The organism is Mycobacterium sp. RTGN4 (assembly GCF_033804635.1).
In the GTDB taxonomy this organism is placed as follows: domain Bacteria; phylum Actinomycetota; class Actinomycetes; order Mycobacteriales; family Mycobacteriaceae; genus Mycobacterium.
The window spans coordinates 20,183-42,424 of sequence record NZ_JAPZLB010000014.1; the positions used below are offsets into that span (position 1 = coordinate 20,183).

The window sequence follows — 22,242 nt, forward strand, 5'->3', positions numbered from 1 at the left end:
GAGAACCGATGAGATTCCACACCAAGATCGTGGCCGTCGCCTCGTCGGCCGCGTTGGGCCTTGGCCTGACCGCCTGCGGTGCAGGCGACACCACGGCCAACAAGGACACCAAACGCATCGGCGTCACGGTGTATGACATGAGCTCGTTCATCACTGCGGGCAAAGAGGGTATGGACCAATACGCCAAGGACAACAACATCGAGCTGGTGTGGAACTCAGCCAACCTCGACGTCTCCACCCAGGCCAGCCAGGTCGACTCGATGATCAACCAGGGTGTCGACGCCATCATCGTCGTTCCGGTGCAGGCGGATTCGCTCGGACCGCAGGTGGCTTCGGCCAAGGCCAAGGGAATCCCGCTGGTTCCGGTGAATGCGGCACTCAACAGCAAGGACATCGCGGGCAACGTCCAGCCCGACGACGTCGCCGCGGGTCAGCAGGAGATGCAGATGATGGCTGACCGGCTCGGCGGTAGGGGCAACATCGTGATTTTGCAGGGCCCGCTCGGACAGTCCGGTGAGATCGACCGCACCAAGGGTATCGAGCAGGTGCTCGCCAAGTATCCAGATATCAAGGTGCTCGCCAAGGACACCGCTAACTGGAAGCGCGACGAGGCCGTCAACAAGATGAAGAACTGGATCTCGGGCTTCGGACCCCAGATCAACGCCGTCGTCGCCGAGAACGACGACATGGGCCTCGGTGCCCTGCAGGCGCTCAAGGAATCAAGTCGCACGGACGTGCCGATCGTCGGGATCGACGGTATTGAGGACGGCCTCAACGCGGTCAAGAGCGGGGAGTTCATCGGTACTTCACTGCAGAACGGCACGGTCGAACTGTCCGCAGGGCTAGCCGTCGCCAACGCGTTGGCCAAGAAGGAACAGGTCAACACCGACCCCGTGTACATCATGCCTGCCATCACCAAGGCGAACGTCGACGTCGCAATCCAGCACGTCGTGACCGAGCGTCAGAAGTTCCTCGACGGCCTCAGTGCGCTGACCGCCGCGAACCTCAAGACCGGCGACATCGCCTACGAGGGCATCCCAGGTCAGAAGCAGCCATGACTGGAGCGTTGTAATGTCCTTGGGCAGCCTCGATTTCGACTTTGGGTTAGAGAGCAAGTTCGCCGTGGTGACCGGCGGAGCCGCCGGCATCGGGGCGGCCATCGCCGCGGCCTACGCCGCGAAGGGGGCTCGCGTCGCGGTCGTGGATCGCGACGAGGCCGGTGCGGCTCGAGCGGCTGACGGACTCGCCACAGAAAGCCAGGGCTTCCATTGCGACGTCGCCGATGCTGATTCGGTGCGAGGCACCGTCGACGCGGTGCTGGACGCGTTCGGGCGGATCGACATCCTGGTGAACAGCGCAGGCGTCGTGCAACTCGCTCCTGCCGAGGAGCTGTCGGAGAGGGCGTGGGACACCACCATGAACGTGAACCTCAAGGGCACGTTCCTGATGTGTCAAGCCGTCGGAACGTCGATGCTTCGGGCGGGTAGCGGGGTCATCGTCAACATGGCTTCGCAGGCCGCCACCGTCGCGCTCGACCAGCACGTGGCCTACTGTGCGTCGAAGTTCGGCGTGGTGGGAATGTCGAAGGTGCTGGCTGCCGAATGGGGTCCGCGCGGTGTGCGCGTCAACACGATCTCACCGACAGTGGTGCTCACCGAACTCGGCCGCAAGGCGTGGGACGGCCCGCACGGCGAAGCGCTCAAGAAACTGATCCCGATCGGGCGATTCGCCTATCCGGACGAAATCGCCGCGGCGGCAATATATTTGGCGGCTGACGCTTCGGCCATGGTCAACGGGGCCGACCTGATGATCGATGGCGGCTACACGATCAAGTAGGCATTCGGCGGTGGGTGCTGGGGCCGCTAGCCCCCGTGAATGAACCCGTCGAGTTCGTCGAGCGACCACGGCGGCGAGCCCTGGTGATCGCGATACGCGAGGATGTCTGGCGTGGCGCGAGCGAAGCGACCGACGAATCCACCTGCCGCCACGAATATTTGGCCGGTGACGTCCTTGGCGCGGTCGCTGACCAGATAGGCGTACGTCGGCGCGACGTACTCCGCTGGCGGGGCGTCGAGCGCGACGTCTGCGCTCGCCTGGTCGAGAATGCCACGGCGGGTTAGCTCGGCGATCTGCGCCTCGTAGTCGGGACCAGTCGAGATCCGCGTCTTGGCGCCCGGGCACACGACGTTCGCGCGGACGCCATGCTCACGAAGCTCGGCGGCGATCGCCAGCGTGAGGCCGTTGACGGCGCCCTTGCCCGCGGGGTAGCGGTGCCGCCGTAGTCGCCGAGGAACGCGAACGAACTGGTGTTGACGATCGCCCCGCCGCCCTGCGCGACCATCTTCGGCGCTGCGGCGCGGCAGGTTTCGAACGTCGTGCCGAGGTGTGCATCGAGTAGGTCGCGGAACTGTGCGGAGCTCACCGTGAGTATCGACGAGCCCGCTGGTTCTGGGGTGCCCGCACAGTTGACCAGGATGTCGATGCGGCCGAATTCGGTTGTGCAGCAGTCGATCAGTGCATCGGCGATGGCAGGGTCGGCCGGGGAGCCCGGAAACCCGATCGAACTGCCACCGATGCGCCCGACGGCCGCGTCCACCGCGGCCGGGTCACGACCATTGACGACGACGTTGGCGCCAATGGCCGCAAGTTTTTCGGCGACCGTGAGCCCGATCCCGCGGGATCCGCCGACAACGACAGCGCCGCGGCCGGCCAGCTCACTCCTCAGCTGGACTCCTCCTGCGCGAACTCCATCGCATCCATGTTCCAGTAGCCGCGAAGGTTGGTGATCAAGCCCTCGTCGTTCACGCGGTAGGTGAACGCGCCACGCACCGTGGCCGTGAAGCCGTTCGGGAACTTGGTGCGCAGCACCAGGATGTACGCGATCTCGGTCGGCGAGCTGGACGTGAACGTCTGCTCGCGCGTGACCGTCAACTCGTTGGGCCCGATGTTCGCGTCGTAGAACGCGGCGAGCGCTTCCTTGCCGCGCACGCCGGTGCCGTCGGGGTTGGTGACGGCCTCGCCGATCGGATCCTCGACCAGGATGTCGTCGGCCATCAGGGCCAGCCAGCCCTCGCGGTCGCCCGTCTGAACGCAGCGCCAAGAGGCCTCCGACGCCGCCACCACGGGCGACTGCTGCGCCGTATCGATCGACACCCGTTTACCTGTCGGCGTCGGTGTAACGGATGACGCCGCGGATGTTGCGCCCCTCCAGCATGTCCTTGTAGCCGTCGTTGATCTGCTCCAGCTTGTACTGCCGGGTGATCATGTCGTCGAGGTTGAGCCTGCCGGCCTTGTACATCGACAGCAGCTGAGGAATGTCGAAGTGGGGGTTTCCGCCGCCAAAGATGGTGCCCTGGATGCGCTTCTGCATCAGAGTCAGCATGGCCAAGTTCAACGACACGTTGTTGTCGAGCAGGCTGCCGATGGCGGTCAGCACGGTGGTGCCGCCCTTGGCCGTGAGTCCGACGTAGGTGTCGACGTCAGCGCCCTTCAGCTCGCCGACGGTCACGATGACCTGCTTGGCCATTAGCCCGTGGGTGACCTCGGCGATACCCGCGGCAGCGGATTCCGCGTCCGGGTAAGCGTGAGTGGCACCGAACTTCAGCGCCGCATCGCGCTTCCAGTCCACGGGCTCGATGACGAAGAGGTTCCTGGCACCGGCGTTGGCCGCGCCCTGGACGGCCGACATGCCGACACCGCCGACACCGATCACCAGGACGTCGTCGCCCGGGCGGATGTCGCCGGCCTTCACGGCCGAGCCGTAGCCCGTCGTCACGCCGCAGCCCACCAGGCAGGCGACCTCGAACGGGATGGACGGATCGATCTTCACCACGGAACTCTTGTGCACCACCATGTAGGGGCTGAAGGTGCCCAGCAGCGTCATCGGGAAGACGGGCTGGCCCTTGGCCGTGATGCGGTGGGTGTTGTCGGAGACGGCCAGGCCGCCGAGCAGACCCGCGCCGAGATCGCAGAGGTTGCGCAGGCCGGCCTGACACGACGGACATTCGCCACAGGACGGGATGAACGACAGCACGACGTGGTCGCCAACGGCGATGTTGTCGACGCCAGGGCCGACCTCGGTGACGATGCCCGCGCCCTCGTGACCACCGAGTACCGGGAAGCCGAACATCGGAATGTCACCTGTTACAAGATGGTGGTCGGAGTGGCACATGCCCGACGCTTCCATCTGGATTTTGACCTCGTCTTTGACGGGATCGCCGATTTCGATCTCCTCGATCGACCACGGCTGGTTGAACTCCCAGATGAGCGCACCCTTGGTCTTCATCTCTATGAGCCTTCCGCTAGAGCCAGTAAAGCCAGACTAGAGCCATTAGTTAGGTGCGTCACAAGCACCCCCAAGCAACCGCTTGGCCGGGAGCTCACCAGATCGGGACGGGGGCCTGGCCGAGTGGGTAGTAGCCGGGTAGCTGCTCGCCCGCGACGCTGCGCTCGATGCGCCTCTGCATGCCGTCGGACAGATCGCCTGACCCGATGAGCTTGCCGAACATGTAGGCGACGTGGCCGAAGTCGAAGAAGTCGCGCTGCCACTCGATGAGGAGCTGATCGTTAAGCCGGAACCAGCTGCCGCCGATGCCGTAGATCTCGTCCTGGGTGCCGTCACCCTTCTTGACGATCTGCTTCCAGAATCCGACGATCTCGCCCTGCTTCTCGTCGACCAGGACCTTCTGGTACTCGTAGACCCAGTTGTCGAGGCCTTCCATCTCCAACCCGAGGGCGACGTCGCGGATCTCTTCCTTGCCGACGCACATGACGTCTTCCTTCGGCCCGATGTTCCAGCCGTAGGTGGCGTCGTCGGTGTAGAAGTCGGCCAAGTTCTTCCAGTCGCCTGCCGCCTCGGAGTCCTTGTTGGCCTGCAGCCAGCGTGAGACCCAGTCGTCGAGTGCTTCGCGTGACGCCATTGTCAATCCTTCTCTCGGATGGATATTGCTTGGGTGGGACACATATCGACCGCCCGCTCGACGTCCTCGCGGATGTCGTCGGGTGGCTCGGCGTCGAGGATCTCGACGACACCGCGTTTAGGGACGGCGAACACGTCCGGGGCCTCCAACTCGCACATGGCGTGGCCCTGACACAGGTCCTCGTCGAGTTCGACGCGATAGCAGCCCATGACGATTGCTACTTGGCCCGCTTGCGGTAGCGCACCTTCGCCGGCTGAGCCAGCTGCACGACCATCTTGGAGTGGTCGTTCCGGTAGCTGTCGGCCGGCTGCGCCATCTCGAACTCGTACTCGCGCAGCAACACCGAGAAGATCGCCTTGATCTGCATCTGGGCGAACGCCGCCCCGACGCAGCGGTGCTTGCCTGCGCCGAAGGGAATCCACGTCCAGCGGTTGGCCAGATCCTCCTGCCGCGGCTTCAAGTAGCGGTCGGGGTTGAAGTCGTCGGGGTCGGGGAAGTCCTCCGGAATTCGGTTCGAGATCGCCGGCGACGCTGCGACGAAGTCGCCCTCGTGGATCGGGAAGCCCTGAACCTCGAACTCGCCCTGCGCGACGCGCATCAGGATGATCAGCGGCGGGTGCAGCCGCAACGTCTCCTTGACGACGTTGTCCAGCTTCGGAATCTGGCGCAGCGCATGGAAACTGACCTCCTGCCCGTCCGCGTAGAGCTCCTCGAGCTCAGCCAGCACCTCGGAGTAGACCTCGGGGTGTCGAATCAACTCGATCAACGTCCACGACGAGGTGCCCGAGCTGGTGTGGTGTCCCGCGAACATCAGCGAGATGAACATGCCCGTGACCTCGTTGGCCGTGAAGCGGTGGTTGCCCTCGTCGTCCTTGATCGAGACCAGCACGTCGAGCAGGTCGCGATCCTCTTTGCCCTTGGGCGGGTTGGCGATGCGACCATCCATGATCTCCTGAACCAGCGCAACGAGTTTGACGCGCGACTCGTCGCGGATGCGGAAGCTCTCGATGTCGAGGTACGGGTCGACGTAGCACAGGGGGTCGGTTCCGCGTTCCAGTTGGTGGTAGTACTCGGCGAACCTACTGTCGAGTTGCTCGCGGAACTTCAGCCCGATGAGACAGGCCGTCGAGGTGTAGATGGTCAACTCGGAGAAGAAGTCGAGCAGTTCGATCTCGCCCTCGTCGCCCCAGTCGGCGATGATCTTCTTGACCTCGTTCTCGATGGTCGCAGCGTGACCCTTCATCTGCTCGCCGCGCAATGCGGTGTTGTGCAGCATCTCAGCCCGGCGCTCGGGGTCGGCGTCGAACACCACGCCCTCACCGAAGATCGGCGTCATGAAGGGGTAGGCCTCGGCCTGGTTGAGCTCAGCGTCGGTCGAGCGGAAGAAGAACTCGTTGGCCTCCGACCCGGACAGCATGACGACCTGTTTGTCGACCAGTTGGAACCAGCCGACGTCACCGCACTCTTCGCGAATGCGGTGCATCAAACCGATTGGGTCCGTTCGGAATTCCTCGAGGTGGCCGTATTCCTCTTCGCCACCTGATACGCGGGGCACGATTGCTGCGGTCATGACGACAGGTTCTCCTCGTTCAGAATCAACTTCTGGCGCTCGGCGGGATCGCTGGCCAATGGTGCTTCTGGCTGAAGTTCCATGTTCGCGATGAACCCGCCGCGCGGCGTCTCCGCGACGAATGTGATGGCGCGCGCCAGATCGGCGGCCCGCAGGAAGTAGTCGTGCCTGGCCTGGCCCCATTTGGCCCAGTCCTCCAACGCCGGGCCGATCAACTCGGCGGGCAGGCTCCAGCCCATCGACGTCTTCGTCGGGCCGGGGTGCACGATCGACGCGCGCACGCCGGTGCCCTCGAGTTCCATCTGGTAGTTGGTCACCATGGCGACCAGTGCGGCCTTGGCGGCGCCGTAGGCGCCCATGTGTGGGCGCTGCCGTAGCGCGACGTCCGAGCCGACGAAGATGAGGTCGCCGCGCTGGCGTTCGAGCATGCCCGGCAGCACCGCGCTGGCCAGCCGGTTGGCGCCGACCAGATGGATCTGCAGTTGCGAGTTGAAGTCCTCGGTGGTGATCTCGGCGAGCTTGCCGAAGTAGGTGTCCCCGGCGCCTGCGACCAGCACCTCGATCTCACCGAGCGCGTCAACGGCGTTGGCCACGAACGACTTCACCGAGTTGGGGTCGGTGACGTCGAGGTGGAATCCGACGGCCTCACCGCCCTCGGCGTTGATCTTGCCGACGATGTCGTCGAGTTTCTCCACCCGCCGGGCGCCAAGTGCGACGGGAAACCCGCGGGCGGCGAGTTCGATGGCAGTGGCCTCACCGATGCCGGCGGACGCTCCGGCGACGATGGCCGGCCTGCGGTCGGGGAGCGGGGCGAAACGGGGCATCTATCGAGCCTTCACGTTGATAGGGAGATGGGCGAAGCCGCGGACGCTGCTGGAGTGGACCCGAACGGAGTTCGCCTCGTCCACCTCGTAGCCGCTGATGCGTTTGAACAGCTCCGTCAGTGCGACCTGGGCTTCCATCCTGGCCAGGTGAGCGCCAAGGCAGAAGTGGGCGCCGCTGCCGAAACTCAGCAGTTTGGAACCGATTTCACGGTCGATACGGTAGTCGTCGGGGTTTTCGAACACGCGATCATCGCGGTTGCCCGAGCCGGGCAGCAGCAACAACACGTCGCCTTCGGGAATCACGGTGTCGTACAGCGTCATGTCCGCGGACACGGCGCGGGCCAGGATCTGGCTGGACGTGTCGTAGCGCAACGTCTCCTCGACCCATGGCTTGACCAACGAATGGTCGTCGAAGACCGGGGCCAGTTGGTCGGGATTCTTGAAGCCCCAAAAGGCGGCGTTGGCAAGGAGTTTGGTGGTGGTCTCGTTGCCAGCCACGACCATCAGGAACAGGAACGCGATGATCTCCTCGTCGGTCAGCCTGTCGCCGTCGATTTCGGCTTCCACCAACGCTGAGGTGAGGTCGTCGGTGAGGTTCGCTCGGCGTTGGTTGACCATGTCGGCGTAGTAGACCATCAGGTCGGCCGACGCTTGGATGGCCTCGGCGGGCACGTCCTTGACGCCGTCGTCGCGGTGCATCACGCCGTCGGCGAGCGCGCGAATGCGAACGCGGTCATCCTTTGGCACGCCCATCAATTCCGAGATGACGTCCATGGGCAACTTGCCAGCGAAGTCATCCACGTAGTCGAACGCCTCCGACTGCAACGCGGCGTCGAGGTGTTCCACCGCGATCTCGGTGACACGCGACTCGAGTTCACGAATTCGCCTGGGCGTGAACCCCTTCGAGACCAGCGTGCGCAGCCTCAGGTGCCCGGGATCGTCGAGCGCGAGGAACGACATCACCCGGTGCGCATGCTCGTTGCGGGATATCGGGTCGAGCGAGACGCCGTGCTTGTTGGACAGCGTGGTGCTGTTGCGGAAGCCCTGCACGACGTCCGTGTGCCGCGACAACGCCCAGAACTTCTGCTCTTCGTTGTGGTACAGCGGGGCCTCGTCGCGCAGCCGCTTGTAGTACGGATAGGGGTCTTCGTGGAAGTCGTAGTCGTACGGGTCCAGCAGCACGTCGGACACTGTCACTTGTCTTCTCCGAGGATGAGGCCGACCACGTAGCTCAGTCGGTCAGCGATCTGGTGGTAAGTGAAGGCGCCGCTGCCTGCGTTGACGAGCGCGCCGAAGAACGTCATCTCCAACGCCGAGACCACGCGCGGGTCGCATTCGGGGCCCGCGGCCGACCTGATGCGGCGGTGGATCTCGGCGCCGATGCGGTCGCGGACTCGCCGCACGGTCGGATCGGTGCCTGACATCAGCGCGGTGGTGCAGGCCGCCGCCACCTCGGGCTCGTCGGCGACCACCAGCGCGAGGCTCCGTAGGGCCTGTTCGACCCGGCTGGGCATCGGTTCGTTGACGTCGGTGAAGTACGGCACCTGGCCCATCAGGTCGAGATAGACCTCGGCGATCAGGTGGTTCTTCGACGAGAAGTAGGTGTACGCCGTCGCTGGTGCGACCTTCGCCCTCGCGGCCACGGCCCGGACCGTCAGGTCGGCGTAGGAGGATTCCCGCAGCATCTCCATTCCCGCGGTGAGTACCTTGCGAAAGGTCTCCTCCTGCCTGCGGTTGCGCGGCGGCTCCCCTGGGTCGGCCGCGGCCAACTCGGTGACGGCTACCACTGCATCGCTGGACACATGTCCAAGTTATCTGACGCCGCGGCACTAAGGCAAGCCGATTGGATAAAATAGCAGTACAACGCGCATGTTAGTAGATCGATTCGAGCCCTTCAGTGTTGCACCCTTGCAACACGCAGGCCTCTGAGACTATGGTTCGACTGAACGTAGCCGGACAGCTGTCCAGGCATTTATACCAAGATTTGGCACATAGGAGTTTTGATGGCGCTACTGGGTGATCGCGAGAGCCGACTGCTCATCGACGGAAAGTTGGTGGCAGGCAGTGGGGGCACGTTCGGCACCATCAACCCGGCCACCGAGGAGACGCTCGGTGTCGCAGCCGACGCCACTGCTGCCGACATGGACGCTGCGATCGGCGCCGCGCGCCGGGCGTTCGACGAGACCGACTGGTCGACGAACGTCGAGTTGCGGGTTCGCGGCATCCGTCAGCTGCAGCAGGCCATGCGCGACCACATAGAAGAGTTGCGGGAGTTGACGATCTCCGAGGTCGGTGCCCCGGTGATGCTGACGTCGATGGCGCAACTCGAAGGACCCGTCGAGGACCTCAGTTTCTGCGCCGACACCGCGGAGTCCTATCAGTGGATTACCGACTTCGGCATCGCGGCGCCGATGGGCATCAAGACGCACCGGACGATCGCGCGCGAGGCCGTCGGCGTCGTCGGAGCCATCACGCCGTGGAACTTCCCGCATCAGATCAACCTCGCCAAGTTGGGTCCTGCGTTGGCGGCGGGCAACACCGTCGTGCTGAAGCCGGCCCCCGACACCCCGTGGTGCGCAGCGGTGCTCGGCGAGCTCATCCTGAACCACACCGACATTCCCGCGGGTGTCATCAACATCATTACGTCCAACGACCACGCCGTCGGCGCGCTGCTGTCGAAGGACCCGCGCGTCGACATGGTGTCGTTCACCGGGTCGACGAACACGGGTCGCGCGGTGATGTCCGACGGTTCGGCGACGCTCAAGAAGGTCTTCCTCGAACTCGGCGGCAAGTCGGCGTTCCTGGTGCTCGACGACGCGGATCTCGCTGGTGCGTGCTCGATGTCGGCATTCACGGCCTCGATGCACGCGGGCCAGGGGTGCGCTATCACCACGCGGCTGGTGGTGCCACGTGCCCGCTACGACGAGGCCGTCGAAGCAGCCGCGGGCACCATGGCGGGCCTGAAGCCCGGCGACCCGACCGACGCGGGCACCATCTGCGGCCCGGTGATCTCGGCCCGACAGCGCGACCGCATCCAGGGCTACCTGGACTCGGCGATCGCCGAGGGCGGCAAGTTCGCTTGCGGCGGTGGAAGTCCCGCCGACCGCGACACCGGGTTCTTCATCGAGCCGACGGTCATCGCCGGGCTCGACAACAACGCGAAGGTCGCGCGCGAGGAGATCTTCGGACCGGTGCTCACGGTCATCGCACACGACGGCGACGACGACGCGGTGCGCATCGCCAACGATTCGCCGTTCGGACTGTCGGGCACGGTGTTCTCGCCCGACGAGGAGCGTGCCGCCGGCGTCGCCGCCCGGATGCGCGTCGGCACCGTCAACGTCAACGGTGGCGTCTGGTACTCCGCCGACATGCCGTTCGGCGGCTACAAGCAATCCGGCATCGGCCGGGAGATGGGGCTCGCCGGTTTCGAGGAGTACCTCGAGACCAAGGCGATTGCCACGGCAGCGAACTAAGAGGGAAGGGACGCTCAATGGGACTCTACGGAGATCAGTTCACGGAGAAGGTGGCCATCGTCACCGGGGCCGGCGGTGGCATCGGGCAGGTGTACGCCGAGTCGCTGGCTCGTGAGGGGGCCGCGGTCGTCGTCGCCGACATCAACGTCGAGGGCGCGCAGAAGGTCGCCGACGGCATCAAGGGCGAGGGTGGCAACGCCCTTGCGGTGCGCGTCGACGTCAGCGACCCCGACTCTGCGAAGGAGATGGCGGCGCAGACGCTTTCGGAGTTCGGCGGCATCGACTACCTGGTGAACAACGCCGCGATCTTCGGCGGGATGAAGCTCGACTTCCTCGTGTCCGTCGACTGGGACTACTACAAGAAGTTCATGAGCGTGAACATGGACGGCGCGCTGCTGTGCACCCGCGCGGTCTACCGCAAGATGGCCAAGCGTGGCGGAGGGGCGATCGTCAACCAGTCGTCGACCGCGGCGTGGCTGTACTCGAACTTCTACGGGCTGGCCAAGGTCGGCATCAACGGCCTGACCCAGCAGCTCGCCACGGAGTTGGGCGGTCAGAACATCCGCATCAACGCGATAGCTCCTGGCCCCATCGACACCGAGGCCAACCGCACGACGACGCCGCAGGAGATGGTGGCCGACATCGTCAAGGGTATTCCGTTGTCGCGCATGGGCGAACCCGAGGATCTGGTCGGCATGTGTCTGTTCCTGCTCTCGGATCAGGCCAAGTGGGTCACCGGTCAGATATTCAACGTCGACGGCGGACAGATCTTCCGGTCATGAGCGGACCTGGCGATGAGCGCTCGCGCGAAGAGCAGACCCTGAAGGTCGGCTACATAGGGCTCGGCAATCAGGGCCTGCCGATGGCCAAGCGGCTCGCGGACTGGCCTGGCGGTCTGATCGTCTTCGACGTCCGCACCGCAGCCATGACCCCGCTGGCCGAGCTCGGGGCGACGCTGGCGGACAGCGTCTCCGATGTCGCCAAAGCCGACGTCATCAGCGTCACCGTGCTCACCGACGCGCAGGTGCGCGAGGTGGTGGGTGAACTCGCCGCACACGCCAAGCCGGGCACCGTCATCGCGATCCACTCCACGATCGATCCCGATACGGCGGGCGAGTTGGCCGAGCAGCTGCGGCCCAAGGGAATTCACATCGTCGACGCTCCAGTCAGCGGTGGTGCAGGCGCCGCGGCCAAGGGCGAGCTCGCCGTCATGGTGGGGGCCGACGACGATTCCTACGACGTGGTCAAGCCGGTGTTCAAGAAGTGGGCCTCGATGGTGGTCCGCGCAGGCGACCCCGGCGCGGGCACCCGGATGAAGCTGGCCCGTAACATGTTGACCTACATCGGCTTCGCCGCCGCGTGCGAGGCGCAGAAGTTGGCGGAGGCATCCGGGATCGACCTCCAGAAGCTGGGGCGGGTGGTGCGGCACAGCGACGCGCAGAGTGGCGGCCCCGGCGCGATCATGGTCCGCGATGACACCAAACCGCTGCAACCCGATCACTTCGTCCACGACATGTTCGTCCACACCCGCGGGCTGGCCGAAAAGGACCTGGGTTTGGCGCTCGCGCTCGGCGAGGCCGCCGGAGTGGAACTGCCGCTGGCGGAGATAGCGTTGCGGGACCTCGGGGCCGGACTTGGTGTCCCGCATACGACTTCGACCGCAAAGGAATAGCGAGATGGACGAGCAGCGCAAGAAGGGCCTCGAGAAGATGAACGAGGTCTACGGGTGGGAGATGCCCAACATCGAGGGCGACCCCTACTTCGATCTGACCGTCGACCATCTGTTCGGTTCGATCTGGACACGCCCCGGCCTGACCATGCGCGACAAGAGGCTGCTCACGCTGGCGGTGGTGACGGCACAGGGCAGGCAGGATCTGGGCGAGGTGCAAGTCAACGCGGCGCTGCTCAACGAGGAGTTCACCGAGGACGAACTGAAGGAGGTGGCCATCTTCCTGACGCAGTACGTGGGCTTCCCGCTCGGCTCCGGGCTCAACGGAACCGTTACCAAGGTCGCCGGTAAGCGCCGCAAGGCCGCAGAAAAGGGAGAGGGCGAGGACAAGCGGGCGAATGTGAGCGCGGCCATCAAGATGAACACCGGGAAGGTGCTCGATGACAAGTAGGTATGCCGCGCTGTCGCGCGCAGAACTCGCCGTCCTAGTGCCCGAACTGCTCTTGATCGGACAACTCATCGACCGCTCCGGGATGGCGCACTGCATCAGCGCCTGGGGCCGCGAAGAAATGCTGCAGGTCGCCATCGAGGAGTGGGCGGCGTCCAGCCCGCTCTACACCAAGCGGATGCAGAAGGCGCTGAAGTACGAGGGCGTCGACGTCATCACGATCTTCAAGGGACTGCAGCTCGACATCGGTGCGCCGCCGCAATTCATGGACTTCCGCTACGAAGTGCACGACCGTTGGCACGGCGAGTTCTACCTGAACCACTGCGGTGCGCTGATGGACGTCGAGCCGATGGGCGAGGACTACGTCCAGGGCATGTGCCACGACATCGAGGACCCGACCTTCGACGCGACCGCGCTGGCCACCAATCGCAAGACCCAGGTCCGGCCGATTCACCGCCCGCCGAGGACGCCGTCCGACCAGCACCCCCACTGCAGATGGACGGTGATCATCGACGAGTCCTACCCGGAGGTGCCGTTCATCCCGGCCATGGACATCGTCGCGGCCACACACGCGCACTCGTGCGAGCTCGACCCGATCGATCCGAACGACGAGGGCATGGCCGACTATTCGGGCCCGCTGCTGTCCGACGTCGACTTCGGCGCGTTCTCGCATTCGGCGTTGGTCCGGATCGCCGACGAGGTTTGTCTGCAGATGCACCTGCTGGTGAAGTCGTTCACGCTGGCGGTGGAGTCCCGCGCGAAGGACGATGTCGCCCTTGCGCAGTCGATCCGCACCAAGCAGCTGATCGGCATCGCTGGCGTGGCCGCCGAGCGCATCCACAAGGCGTTGAAGTTGCCCGGCGGCGTCAAGGGTGCGCTGCGGGTGCTGGAGCTGCATCCGCTGTTCAATCCGGCCGCTTATGTTTCGCTGGACGTCGACCCGGACTTCGTGCACGTGCGCCGCTCGCCCGCGTATGAAGACGGTTCGTGGATCTCGTTGGTCTCGCCCGTCGCGAACCTTCCGCTGCAAGCCATCGTCGCCGCCGTCGATCCGCATTTGCGTGCCGAGGTCTCTGGAACCGAATCGGACTGGACGGTCCGCGTCATCGAGACCGACACTGCCGCAAAGGAGTTAGGTGAAGTCGCCGTGACCAAGTTCAGTGGTGGCGCGTCGTGGGTGTTCGAGGATCGGAAGTCGCTGCCGCTTACGGTCGTCTGAGGCGCACCGCTCGGGCTCAGGTTCGGCGTTTACGCTGGACGGATGTGCTCCTGTCGACTGATCCGGCAGATGGCTGCGTTGCTGGCGTTGACCGTCACCGTCGCACTGGCAGGTTGCTCGCCTTCGCAAACGACCTCGGCGTCGGGTCATGCCGAGCTCGCCCGGCTGGTCGCACTCGAGCACGACTTTCCGCCCGACTTCAGCGTGCAGGCGGGTGAAGTGCAGCAAGCGCATGCCCAGGTCGTCGATCAGGTCGGCACCACGGTGTCCTACGGAAAGTCGTTCAGCGTGGACCCGCCGCAATGCCGTGCCCTGCTCAAACCCGTCGACGGAACACTCGGCGCCAACTTCATCGGCCTGCGCGGCGACGGACCGGACGAGCAGACGATCTACGTCGGCGCCGACGACCAGGTGACGGTTCCGGCGCGCATCCCCGCGAAGGGCTGTGACCGGATGACGTTCGACGTGGACAGCGCGCTTCCGAACGGCACGGCCAACAGGATCGCTGCGCCGAGAATCGCGGGCGTCACGACGGTCGCGTTCAAGGTGCACTACACGCCACCCGAGTACTACTACATCGCCATTCTCGACGATCACGTCTACGTCCACGTCGACGCGCGGGTGTCCCCGGACTTTCAGGCCCAGCCGTTTCTCCCCGACCTGCTCGTCAAGGCCGTGGCGGCCATCCGCGGGCGCTAGCTACGCGTACTGAGCACGGCCCCGCCCACCCACCGGCGGAGGTAGGCGCGCTGGTCGTCGCCTGTACGTGGCGGTCGCCCCGGGTCGAGCACGAACGACTGGATGATGCGCAGCAGGTGCTCGGCGAGTTCGTCGAGTTCGACGTCGGTGAAACCCAATGCGGCCCAGCCGACGTCGAAGCGACGCAGCATCGCGTTGGCGAACTGAAGCGCGACCTCGGAGGTCACCGACTCGACGTGCGCGCTGACTTGGCCCGGCACCACCAGCAGACCGATGACCTTGTCCTTGGGCAGCCACTCCAGAGCGGTCGCAATGGCCTCGGCGGTGGCCTCGACAGGGTCGGTGATGCCCTCGAGATGAGCGGCCAGCCGCTCGAGGAAGTCGGTCGCCGCGTGCGTCGCGGCAGCCACCAGGAGTGCGTCAGTGCTGGGGAAGTATCGGTACACCGTCTGACGGGTGACACCGAGCGTGCGGGCGACGTCCGCGATGCCGACCTCTGCGCCGCGTTCGTCGATCGCCTTGCCCGCGGCGGCGAGGATGCGCGCGACGGCTTCGTCATCCGTCGCCGGTGCCGAGCCCGACCAACCGTGTGTGCGCACGCGCGAATGGTAGCCCGAAGCGCGGTTCAGCCCCGGTAGGAGACCGGTAGGTTCTTGACGCCGTTGATCCAGCCCGACCGAAGACGTTGCGGCTCGCCCAGTTTGGCGATGTTCGGCAGCTGGTCGGCGAGCTCGTTGAAGATCAACTTAAGCTCCATGCGGGCCAGGTTGGCGCCGATGCAGAAGTGCGCGCCGTTGCCACCGAAGGCCAAGTGTGGGTTGGGATTTCGGGTGATGTCGAACTCGAAGGGCCGGTCGAAGACATCTTCGTCGTAGTTGGCGGAACTGTAGAACAGCCCGACCCGCTGGCCCTCCTTGACGGTGACGCCGCCGAGTTCGACGTCGGCCAGCGCCGTGCGCTGGAAGCAGTGCACGGGAGTGGCCCAGCGGATGATCTCGTCGACGGCCGTGTCGGGGCGCTCGCGCTTGAACAACTCCCACTGCTCGGGGTGTTCGAAGAACGCGTTCATGCCGTGCGTCATGGCATTGCGCGTGGTCTCGTTGCCCGCCACCGCCAGCAGAATGACGAAGAACGCGAACTCGACGTCGCCCATCGCTTCACCGTCGACGTCGGCCTCGATCAGCTTGGTCACGATGTCGTCCGCTGGGCACCGGCGGCGTTCCTCGGCCATGTTGTACGCGTAACCCATCAACTCGGCATTGGCCGTCGTCGGGTCGGAGTCGAAGTCCGGATCGTCGCTGTTCATGATGCAGTTGGTCCAGTGGAAGAGCTTCTCGCGATCGGCCTCGGGCACCCCGATCAAGTCGGCGATGGCTTGCAGCGGAAGGCTCACCGCGACGTCTTCAACGAAGTTGCCGCTGCCCTTCTCGGCAGCGGTGCGGACGATCTCGCGGGCCGAATCGGCGAGCTTCGCCTCGAGCGCCCCCACGGCCCTCGGGGTGAAGAGCCGCGACACGATCTTGCGCAGCCGGGTGTGATCGGGGGCGTCGTGGTTGATCAGCAGCGCCTTGGTCAGGTCCAGTTGCTCGGCGGTGACGCCGTCGGGCAGCCGCATCACCGCGCCCTTGGCGTTCGTCGACCAGAGGTCGCCGTTGCGTGAGATCGACTTGATGTCCTCGTGCCGGCTGATCACCCAGTAGCCGCCGTCGTTGAAGATCGACTCGCCCTGGGCGTTCCACCACACCGGCGCGGTCTTGCGCAGTTCGGCGAACTCGGTGACCGGAATGCCCTTGAGCAGGACGTCGGGGTCGGTGAAGTCATACCCAGGGGGCAGGAGCGGACAGTTCTGCATTGTCGTCAAGTCGACCACCTCTTCGTGTGACGTGCGGCACTCTCTTGACTAGACCATACACTGGATCTCTGAGTGTATGCCCGTGGCTTTGGCGCTAGGGTTGTTGACCGTGCGCGTCCTCGTAATCGGATCCGGAGCCCGTGAACATGCGCTGTTGCTGGCGTTGCGCAGGGATCCCGAGGTGGACGGGCTTGCCGTGGCGCCCGGCAACGCAGGCACCTCGGCCATCGCCGACCAGTACGACGTCGACGTCACGTCCGGCGAGGCCGTTGTCGCACTCGCGCAACGTATCGGCGCCGACCTGGTCGTGATCGGGCCCGAAGTGCCGCTGGTGCTCGGGGTGGCCGACGCCGTCAGGGCGGCCGGGATCGCGTGCTTCGGGCCGACCAAGGACGCCTCGCGAATCGAAGGCTCGAAATCCTTTGCCAAGGACGTCATGGCCGCGGCGGGCGTCCGCACCGCCGCCAGTGAGATCGTTGACAACCCCGCGCACCTCGACGCCGCGCTCGATCGCTTCGGTCCCGCGGCGGGCGATCCGGCCTGGGTGGTCAAGGACGACGGACTCGCCGCGGGCAAGGGCGTCGTCGTGTCGGCCGACCGGGACGTCGCCCGCGCGCACGCCGCCAGCCTGCTCGACTCCGGTCATCCGGTGTTGTTGGAATCGTTCCTCGACGGGCCCGAGGTTTCGCTGTTCAGCGTCGTGGACGGGGAGACCGTCGTGCCCTTGTTGCCAGCACAGGACTTCAAGCGGGTGGGGGACGGCGACACCGGGCCGAACACGGGTGGCATGGGCGCCTACGCCCCACTGCCCTGGCTGCCCGCTGACGTCGTCACCGCGATCGTGGACGATGTGATCAAACCCGTTGCTGCCGAACTGGTTCGGCGGGGAAGCGCGTTCAGCGGGCTGCTGTACGCGGGGTTGTCGATCACCTCCCGCGGGCCCGCCGTCGTCGAATTCAATTGCCGCTTTGGAGATCCCGAGACGCAAGCGGTGCTAGCGCTGCTGGATAGCCCGCTCGGTCAACTGCTGCGCGCGGCGGCCACCGGTGAACTGGCCGATGCACCCGCACTGACTTGGCGCGACGGTTCCGCGGTCACGGTCGTGCTCGCCGCCGAGAACTATCCGGGCCGGCCGCGTGTCGGCGACGTCATCGTCGGCTCGGAGGCGGACGGCGTGTTGCACGCCGGAACCACCCGCCGCGACGACGGCACCATCGTGTCGTCAGGAGGGCGCGTGCTGTCGATCGTGGGAACGGGCGCCGACCTCGAATCGGCGCGGTTGGCCGCCTACGACGTGATGGGCTCGATTCGATTGCCTGGCAGTCACTTTCGCACCGACATCGGACTCGCCGCGGCCGAGGGTCGAATCAGCATCTAGTGGCTAGGCCACAAGCAGCGGGGCCAGCCAGGCGATCTCGGCAGGCAGCTGCGAACTCCAGAACGCGCCATCGTGTCCGCCTGGCGAGAACCCGCCCGACGGTGGATTGGGCAGCTGAGCGATGAACTGCTTGGTCGCCGAATAGAACGGATCGCTGTTGCCGCAGTCGATCCGGATCGGGATCGACCCCAGCGCTGGCAGTCCCCACACGCTGTTGGCGGCGAAGTCGTCGGCGCCGTCGAACGCACCGGGTGCCGTCCCGCCCGAGGACGTCCACAAGGCCGGGCTGACAGCGCAGATCGCCGCCGTCCGCGCGGGCCCGAGGCGTGCGCCCAACAACAGTGCGCCGTAGCCGCCCATCGACCAACCCAGGAAGCCGACCCGGGACGTGTCAAGGCCCTGGCCGGCGAGCATCGGCAGCAGTTCGTCGAGCACCATCGCCCCCGAGTCCTCACCCGATGCGCGCTTGTGCCAGTAACTTCCGCCACCGTCGACCGCCACTACCGCGAACGGCGGGATACCCGCCGCGACGGCCTGCGCCAAGCCCTGTTCGACGCCGCCTGCCATTACTCCGGCGGCGTCCTGTCCCTTGCCGTGCAGCGCGATGACGGGACGCAACGGGGCAGTCTGACCCGGCGGGCGGGCGATCGCCCAGTTCGTGGGAACCCCGCCACGCGCGGCCGAGACGAAGGAGCCGGTCGTCATCGTCGGCGCCGGGGCGGCGGGTTCGAGCGGAGGCATCGGACGCGGAGGCGCAAGTGGTGCGCCGACACCCGTCATGGTCACCGGCGGCGCGGACACCGGCGGCTCGCGGAAGGTCGACCCGATGGCGAAAGCGCCTGCCGCACCGGCAGCTGCGCCGACTCCGAGTCGCAGCACCGCCCGACGACTGATGGCTGACATGAGGGCCATCATGCCATCGGGGATTCCCGTGGCCGTTGCGGGCTTTCCTGAGTAGAGCCTGACGTTTAGCCGAAACTGCGATGCCGCAGTGCCGTTGCTGGCAGCATGCAAGACGTGACGGCAGCAGTCACTCCAAAGGGAGAACGGCGACGGTACGCGCTGGTCAGCGCGGCCGCAGACTTGCTGTGCGAAGGCGGGTTCGACGCCGTCCGGCACCGCGCCGTCGCCCGTCGCGCGGGCCTCCCGCTGGCGTCCACGACGTACTACTTCTCTTCCCTCGACGACCTCATCGCGAAGGCCGTCGAGCACGTCGGCACGCGCGAAGCCGAACAACTTCGGTTGCGTGTGGAAACGTTGTCGCGACGTCGGCGCGGGGCCGAGTCGACGGCCGACGTGTTGGTCGACCTTCTGGTGGGCGAGGCCCCTGGCGCGCTGGTTTCGGAACAATTGATCTCGCGCTACGAGCGCTACATCGCGTGCGCCAGGCAGCCGGGGCTACGCGATGCCCAGCGCCGCATCATGAAAGAGCGCGCCGACGCCGTCGTCGAAGTGGTCGAGCGTTCGGGCCGGGCGGTGCGCACTGAACTGATGACGGCGCTGGTGTGTGCCGTCGACGGCGCGGTGGTGGCCGCGATGGTCGGCGTCGGCGAAGGACCGCGCGCAACCGCGCGCGCGACCCTCATCGACGTCATCGACGTGTTGGCGCCGTACGACTAGTCAGTCAGTTTCTCGAGTCGCGCCTGGAGTTGCGCGACCCGGTGCGCGTTGCCCGTCAGCGCCACATAGCGCTCGCCGAATCGGGCCAGCAGAGCGTCGTCCAACCGGCGGACCGCACCTGCCGGATAGCGGTACCCCATCTTCTCGTTGACCGCATTGGTGTCGACGGTGCTGAGCAGTTCGTCCAGTTCGTCCGGCGAATCGATGCCGAGTTCCAGCAGTAGACCCGAGATCCACGCGTAGTGCTCGGTTCGCGACCACCCCGCGTCGGGGAAGCGGTTGCCCAGGTACGTGGCGAGCACCGGGGTGGCGATGCGCGGGTCGCTGGACTGTTCGGACTGCTGCGCCGGCGGCGAGGACTTCAGCCGCTCACGGATCGACGAGAACTCGCGGTCGGCCAATTCCAACAGCCCCGCGGCCAGCGTGAACCGGCGATCCAAATCGGGCGCGTCCTCTTCCGGGATCGAGCCCTTGTAGCGGATGTCGTGTTCGAACTCCGCCCACGCGTGCTGAAGAACGGTCCTGACCTGGATGGACGCCGGCTGCTGTTCGCCTTCGACCGCGACGAGCAGGTGGCGGCTCGCGTAGCCCCACCGGCCTTCCCGCGCCGTCTCCTGCCCCATGTCCCGGTCATCGAGCAGTTGCATTTCCTCAGAGAGCAGATTGGCCACCGTGGTGACGTCGTCGCGCAGGAACGTGATGATGCGCAACCCGACCTGATCGGTGATCTCCGAAAGTGGGTCGGTGTAGAGCCGGCGGCCGTCGACACTGCGATCGGCCTTCTCGGCGAACGACGAGACGCTCTTGGTTCGCGCGGTGACACTGAGGTAGTTGATGCCTGCGTCGTCCAACAGCGTCGTGACGAGGGTGAGGTAGCGGTCCGTCGCACCAAGCAGCCCGGGACGTCGGTCGGCGAACTGCGCGATCGCGTCACGGACTGCGCCGGGCGTCGGCTCCGGCGGGGCCGGGATCAAATCGGGCGGCAGCGTGGGCGTGATGGTGGCGCCGGTCTCGGCGTCGCCGTAGGTCGTCACGTCTTCGGGACGACGGGTGGCGAACAACGCGACGTAGGCGCAGACCACGGCGTCGACCGGATCCTCCGCGCGGCGCAGTTCGCTCTTCTTCTCGGCGCCCTCCACCGAGTGCCTCAGTTCGGCCCAGCCGTCGTGGTCGGTCACTCTCAAGGCGGGAGTCGCCTGCGCCAACGATTCGATGAGGTCCATCAAACGCAGCAGCTCCGAACGAAGCTGCACGAAGGTCCGACCCGGCTTCGACTTGTACTTCAAGGTCCGGCCCAACCGGAACAACGCCACCGTCGCGGGGTGCGGATAAACCTCGATGGCGCGTCGGTTTGAACTCGAGGATGGGTTGATGTCGAGGTCGAGGGCTTTGGCCAGCCGGGCGGCGCGCGGCGTGCCGGCGAACTCGGGCTTACCGGTGTTGGTGGGGTGTGCGCCTGCCTCGAACTTCGCGAAGTCACGGTTGAGTGCGGTCTCGCTCGGACGCTGACCGGTCGGGTTGGTCACCACCAGTGGCGCGTCGAACGCGACAAGACAGTCGCCTTCGACGTACGGCGCGACCGCGGCTCTGATGCTGGTGTCGTCCGACGCGGCGCCGACATAGACCAGCTTGCCGTCGTCGTCGACGACGGCGACGCCCGAGGGCTTGCGTTCACCCCACGCGAGATCCACGCCGATGAAGAACATGCGCTTACTGTGCTCCATCGGGCGCGCCGAGCCGTCGGCGGATGTCGACGAGCTCTTGGGCCAGTTCAGCAAGCCGCGCCTCGGCATCTTCCAGCCGCGTCGCGATGTCCGGCCCGTCCGCCTGCGCAGGCGTCAGACTCGCCGCCAACGTCGGTGTCACGAGGTAGCCGCGGGTGACGTCGCCGTAGATCGTGACGTCCTCCGGGCGGTCGTACCAGTACAGCGCGATGTAAGCGCAGAGTAGCGCGTCGACGGGGCCCTCGTCCCTGTCGAGTTGTCCGGGTCGAGTGGCGGCCTCCACCCGCCGCCGGAGCTCAACCCACGCGACACTGCGGTTGGCCCGCAATCGGGGCGTCGCCGCGTCGAGCTCCTCGATGCCCGTCATCAGCTTCAGTAGCTCGCGCTGTCGGACGCCGAATGGACCGCGCTTGTACTTCAAGGTCTTGTCGAGCTCGAACAGCACGATGGACGCCGGGTCGGGGAGCACCTCGATGGCCCGTCGATTCGAACTCGAGGCCGGGTCGATGTCGAGGCCGAGCGCGGCGGCCAGGCGGGCGCCGCGCGGATTCTTGAACTCGGGCTTGTCGTTGGACGCGGGGCGGGCGGCGGCGTCGAACTTCTCGAAGTCATGATTCAGGTCCCGCTCGCACGGCCGCGATCCGGTCGAATTGGGCACGATCAACGGCGCATCGATGGCCACCAGGCAGTCACCAGCGACGTACTGCGCGAGCGTGGACGCGATGCTGTCGTCGTCGTACGCCACCCCGACGTGGTGGAGTCGGCCTTCGGAATCGATCGCCGCGACGCCTGTCTGGTTGTTCTCGCCCGACGCGAGGTCAAGCCCGACGAAGTACATGGGCTTACT

The 22,242-nt window shown here is 65.9% G+C and carries 23 protein-coding genes and 1 pseudogene; 10 read left to right on the forward strand and 14 right to left on the reverse strand.

What is annotated here, in order from left to right:
* The first annotated feature begins 8 nt into the window (after positions 1 to 8).
* Entirely contained in the window at positions 9 to 1,058 is a 1,050-nt protein-coding gene (locus tag SLQ30_RS25215) for a substrate-binding domain-containing protein (protein WP_319449659.1), read from the forward strand.
* A gap of 13 nt (positions 1,059 to 1,071) precedes the next feature.
* Positions 1,072 to 1,836 (forward strand): GolD/DthD family dehydrogenase, encoded by a 765-nt coding sequence (locus SLQ30_RS25220; RefSeq protein WP_319449658.1) that lies wholly within the window; start codon positions 1,072 to 1,074, stop codon positions 1,834 to 1,836.
* Between the two features lie 26 nt (positions 1,837 to 1,862).
* On the opposite strand, the pseudogene SLQ30_RS25225 reads toward SLQ30_RS25220, so the two are convergent.
* The 9 genes and pseudogenes from SLQ30_RS25225 to SLQ30_RS25265 form a co-directional block, all read right to left on the reverse strand.
* Positions 1,863 to 2,671 (reverse strand): annotated as a pseudogene (locus SLQ30_RS25225) (SDR family NAD(P)-dependent oxidoreductase).
* Between the two features lie 50 nt (positions 2,672 to 2,721).
* Positions 2,722 to 3,153: a nuclear transport factor 2 family protein gene (locus tag SLQ30_RS25230; RefSeq protein WP_319449657.1), complete on the reverse strand. Its 432-nt coding sequence runs from the start codon at positions 3,151 to 3,153 to the stop codon at positions 2,722 to 2,724.
* 4 nt (positions 3,154 to 3,157) lie between these two features.
* Positions 3,158 to 4,285, reverse strand: coding sequence for an NDMA-dependent alcohol dehydrogenase (locus SLQ30_RS25235; protein WP_319449656.1), 1,128 nt, complete (start codon positions 4,283 to 4,285; stop codon positions 3,158 to 3,160).
* Between the two features lie 94 nt (positions 4,286 to 4,379).
* Positions 4,380 to 4,919: a nuclear transport factor 2 family protein gene (locus SLQ30_RS25240; protein WP_319449655.1), complete on the reverse strand. Its 540-nt coding sequence runs from the start codon at positions 4,917 to 4,919 to the stop codon at positions 4,380 to 4,382.
* Between the two features lie 2 nt (positions 4,920 to 4,921).
* A complete protein-coding gene (locus SLQ30_RS25245) occupies positions 4,922 to 5,128 on the reverse strand; it encodes a ferredoxin (protein WP_319449654.1) in 207 nt (68 codons plus the stop codon).
* 8 nt (positions 5,129 to 5,136) lie between these two features.
* Positions 5,137 to 6,489 (reverse strand): cytochrome P450, encoded by a 1,353-nt coding sequence (locus tag SLQ30_RS25250; protein ID WP_319449653.1) that lies wholly within the window; start codon positions 6,487 to 6,489, stop codon positions 5,137 to 5,139.
* Positions 6,486 to 7,313 carry an SDR family oxidoreductase gene (locus SLQ30_RS25255; protein ID WP_319449652.1) on the reverse strand — a complete coding sequence of 276 codons (828 nt, stop codon included), beginning with the start codon at positions 7,311 to 7,313 and terminating at the stop codon, positions 6,486 to 6,488. Before SLQ30_RS25255 ends, SLQ30_RS25250 begins: the two co-directional genes overlap by 4 nt.
* On the reverse strand, positions 7,314 to 8,510 hold the full coding sequence (locus tag SLQ30_RS25260; protein ID WP_319449651.1) for a cytochrome P450: 1,197 nt from the start codon (positions 8,508 to 8,510) through the stop codon (positions 7,314 to 7,316).
* The gene (locus SLQ30_RS25265) at positions 8,507 to 9,115 is read right to left on the reverse strand and encodes a TetR/AcrR family transcriptional regulator (RefSeq protein ID WP_319449650.1); all 609 of its coding nucleotides are present in this window, start codon (positions 9,113 to 9,115) and stop codon (positions 8,507 to 8,509) included. The genes SLQ30_RS25260 and SLQ30_RS25265 overlap by 4 nt, the downstream gene beginning before the upstream one ends.
* A 201-nt stretch (positions 9,116 to 9,316) precedes the next feature.
* Between SLQ30_RS25265 and SLQ30_RS25270 the strand changes: the two genes are divergently transcribed.
* The 6 genes from SLQ30_RS25270 (at position 9,317) to SLQ30_RS25295 (ending at position 14,821) form a co-directional block, all read left to right on the forward strand.
* A complete protein-coding gene (locus SLQ30_RS25270; RefSeq protein WP_319449649.1) occupies positions 9,317 to 10,786 on the forward strand; it encodes an aldehyde dehydrogenase in 1,470 nt (489 codons plus the stop codon).
* Positions 10,787 to 10,803: 17 nt separating this feature from the next.
* Positions 10,804 to 11,568, forward strand: a complete 765-nt coding sequence (locus tag SLQ30_RS25275; RefSeq protein WP_319449648.1) for an SDR family oxidoreductase — start codon at positions 10,804 to 10,806, stop codon at positions 11,566 to 11,568.
* Positions 11,565 to 12,458 (forward strand): NAD(P)-dependent oxidoreductase, encoded by an 894-nt coding sequence (locus SLQ30_RS25280; protein ID WP_319449647.1) that lies wholly within the window; start codon positions 11,565 to 11,567, stop codon positions 12,456 to 12,458. The genes SLQ30_RS25275 and SLQ30_RS25280 overlap by 4 nt, the downstream gene beginning before the upstream one ends.
* 4 nt (positions 12,459 to 12,462) lie before the next feature.
* A complete protein-coding gene (locus SLQ30_RS25285; protein WP_319449646.1) occupies positions 12,463 to 12,906 on the forward strand; it encodes a carboxymuconolactone decarboxylase family protein in 444 nt (147 codons plus the stop codon).
* Positions 12,896 to 14,122, forward strand: coding sequence for a hypothetical protein (locus SLQ30_RS25290; RefSeq protein ID WP_319449645.1), 1,227 nt, complete (start codon positions 12,896 to 12,898; stop codon positions 14,120 to 14,122). Before SLQ30_RS25285 ends, SLQ30_RS25290 begins: the two co-directional genes overlap by 11 nt.
* Positions 14,123 to 14,191: 69 nt before the next feature.
* Positions 14,192 to 14,821, forward strand: a complete 630-nt coding sequence (locus tag SLQ30_RS25295; protein WP_319458341.1) for a DUF5642 family protein — start codon at positions 14,192 to 14,194, stop codon at positions 14,819 to 14,821.
* On the opposite strand, the gene SLQ30_RS25300 is transcribed toward SLQ30_RS25295, so the two are convergent.
* The gene (locus tag SLQ30_RS25300; protein ID WP_319449643.1) at positions 14,818 to 15,420 is read right to left on the reverse strand and encodes a TetR/AcrR family transcriptional regulator; all 603 of its coding nucleotides are present in this window, start codon (positions 15,418 to 15,420) and stop codon (positions 14,818 to 14,820) included. The genes SLQ30_RS25295 and SLQ30_RS25300 overlap by 4 nt on opposite strands.
* Positions 15,421 to 15,446: 26 nt before the next feature.
* Positions 15,447 to 16,673, reverse strand: coding sequence for a cytochrome P450 (locus tag SLQ30_RS25305; protein WP_319449691.1), 1,227 nt, complete (start codon positions 16,671 to 16,673; stop codon positions 15,447 to 15,449).
* A gap of 109 nt (positions 16,674 to 16,782) precedes the next feature.
* On the opposite strand from SLQ30_RS25305, the gene purD reads away from it, so the two are divergent.
* On the forward strand, positions 16,783 to 18,051 hold the full coding sequence (gene purD, locus SLQ30_RS25310) for a phosphoribosylamine--glycine ligase (protein WP_319449642.1): 1,269 nt from the start codon (positions 16,783 to 16,785) through the stop codon (positions 18,049 to 18,051).
* Between the two features lie 3 nt (positions 18,052 to 18,054).
* Here the strand turns inward: purD and SLQ30_RS25315 are convergent, their stop codons facing one another.
* Positions 18,055 to 18,963, reverse strand: a complete 909-nt coding sequence (locus SLQ30_RS25315) for an alpha/beta hydrolase (protein WP_413468180.1) — start codon at positions 18,961 to 18,963, stop codon at positions 18,055 to 18,057.
* Positions 18,964 to 19,059: 96 nt separating this feature from the next.
* Here SLQ30_RS25315 and SLQ30_RS25320 point away from each other — a divergent pair, with 96 nt between their 5' ends.
* The gene (locus SLQ30_RS25320) at positions 19,060 to 19,671 is read left to right on the forward strand and encodes a TetR/AcrR family transcriptional regulator (protein WP_319449641.1); all 612 of its coding nucleotides are present in this window, start codon (positions 19,060 to 19,062) and stop codon (positions 19,669 to 19,671) included.
* On the opposite strand, the gene relZ is transcribed toward SLQ30_RS25320, so the two are convergent.
* Together relZ and SLQ30_RS25330 are read right to left on the reverse strand one after the other, a co-directional pair.
* Complete coding sequence (gene relZ, locus SLQ30_RS25325; RefSeq protein WP_319449640.1) at positions 19,668 to 21,377, reverse strand: bifunctional ribonuclease/(p)ppGpp synthase; 1,710 nt, start codon at positions 21,375 to 21,377, stop codon at positions 19,668 to 19,670. The genes SLQ30_RS25320 and relZ overlap by 4 nt on opposite strands.
* Positions 21,378 to 21,381: 4 nt before the next feature.
* Positions 21,382 to 22,233: a DUF429 domain-containing protein gene (locus SLQ30_RS25330; protein ID WP_319449639.1), complete on the reverse strand. Its 852-nt coding sequence runs from the start codon at positions 22,231 to 22,233 to the stop codon at positions 21,382 to 21,384.
* Positions 22,234 to 22,242: the final 9 nt, after the last annotated feature.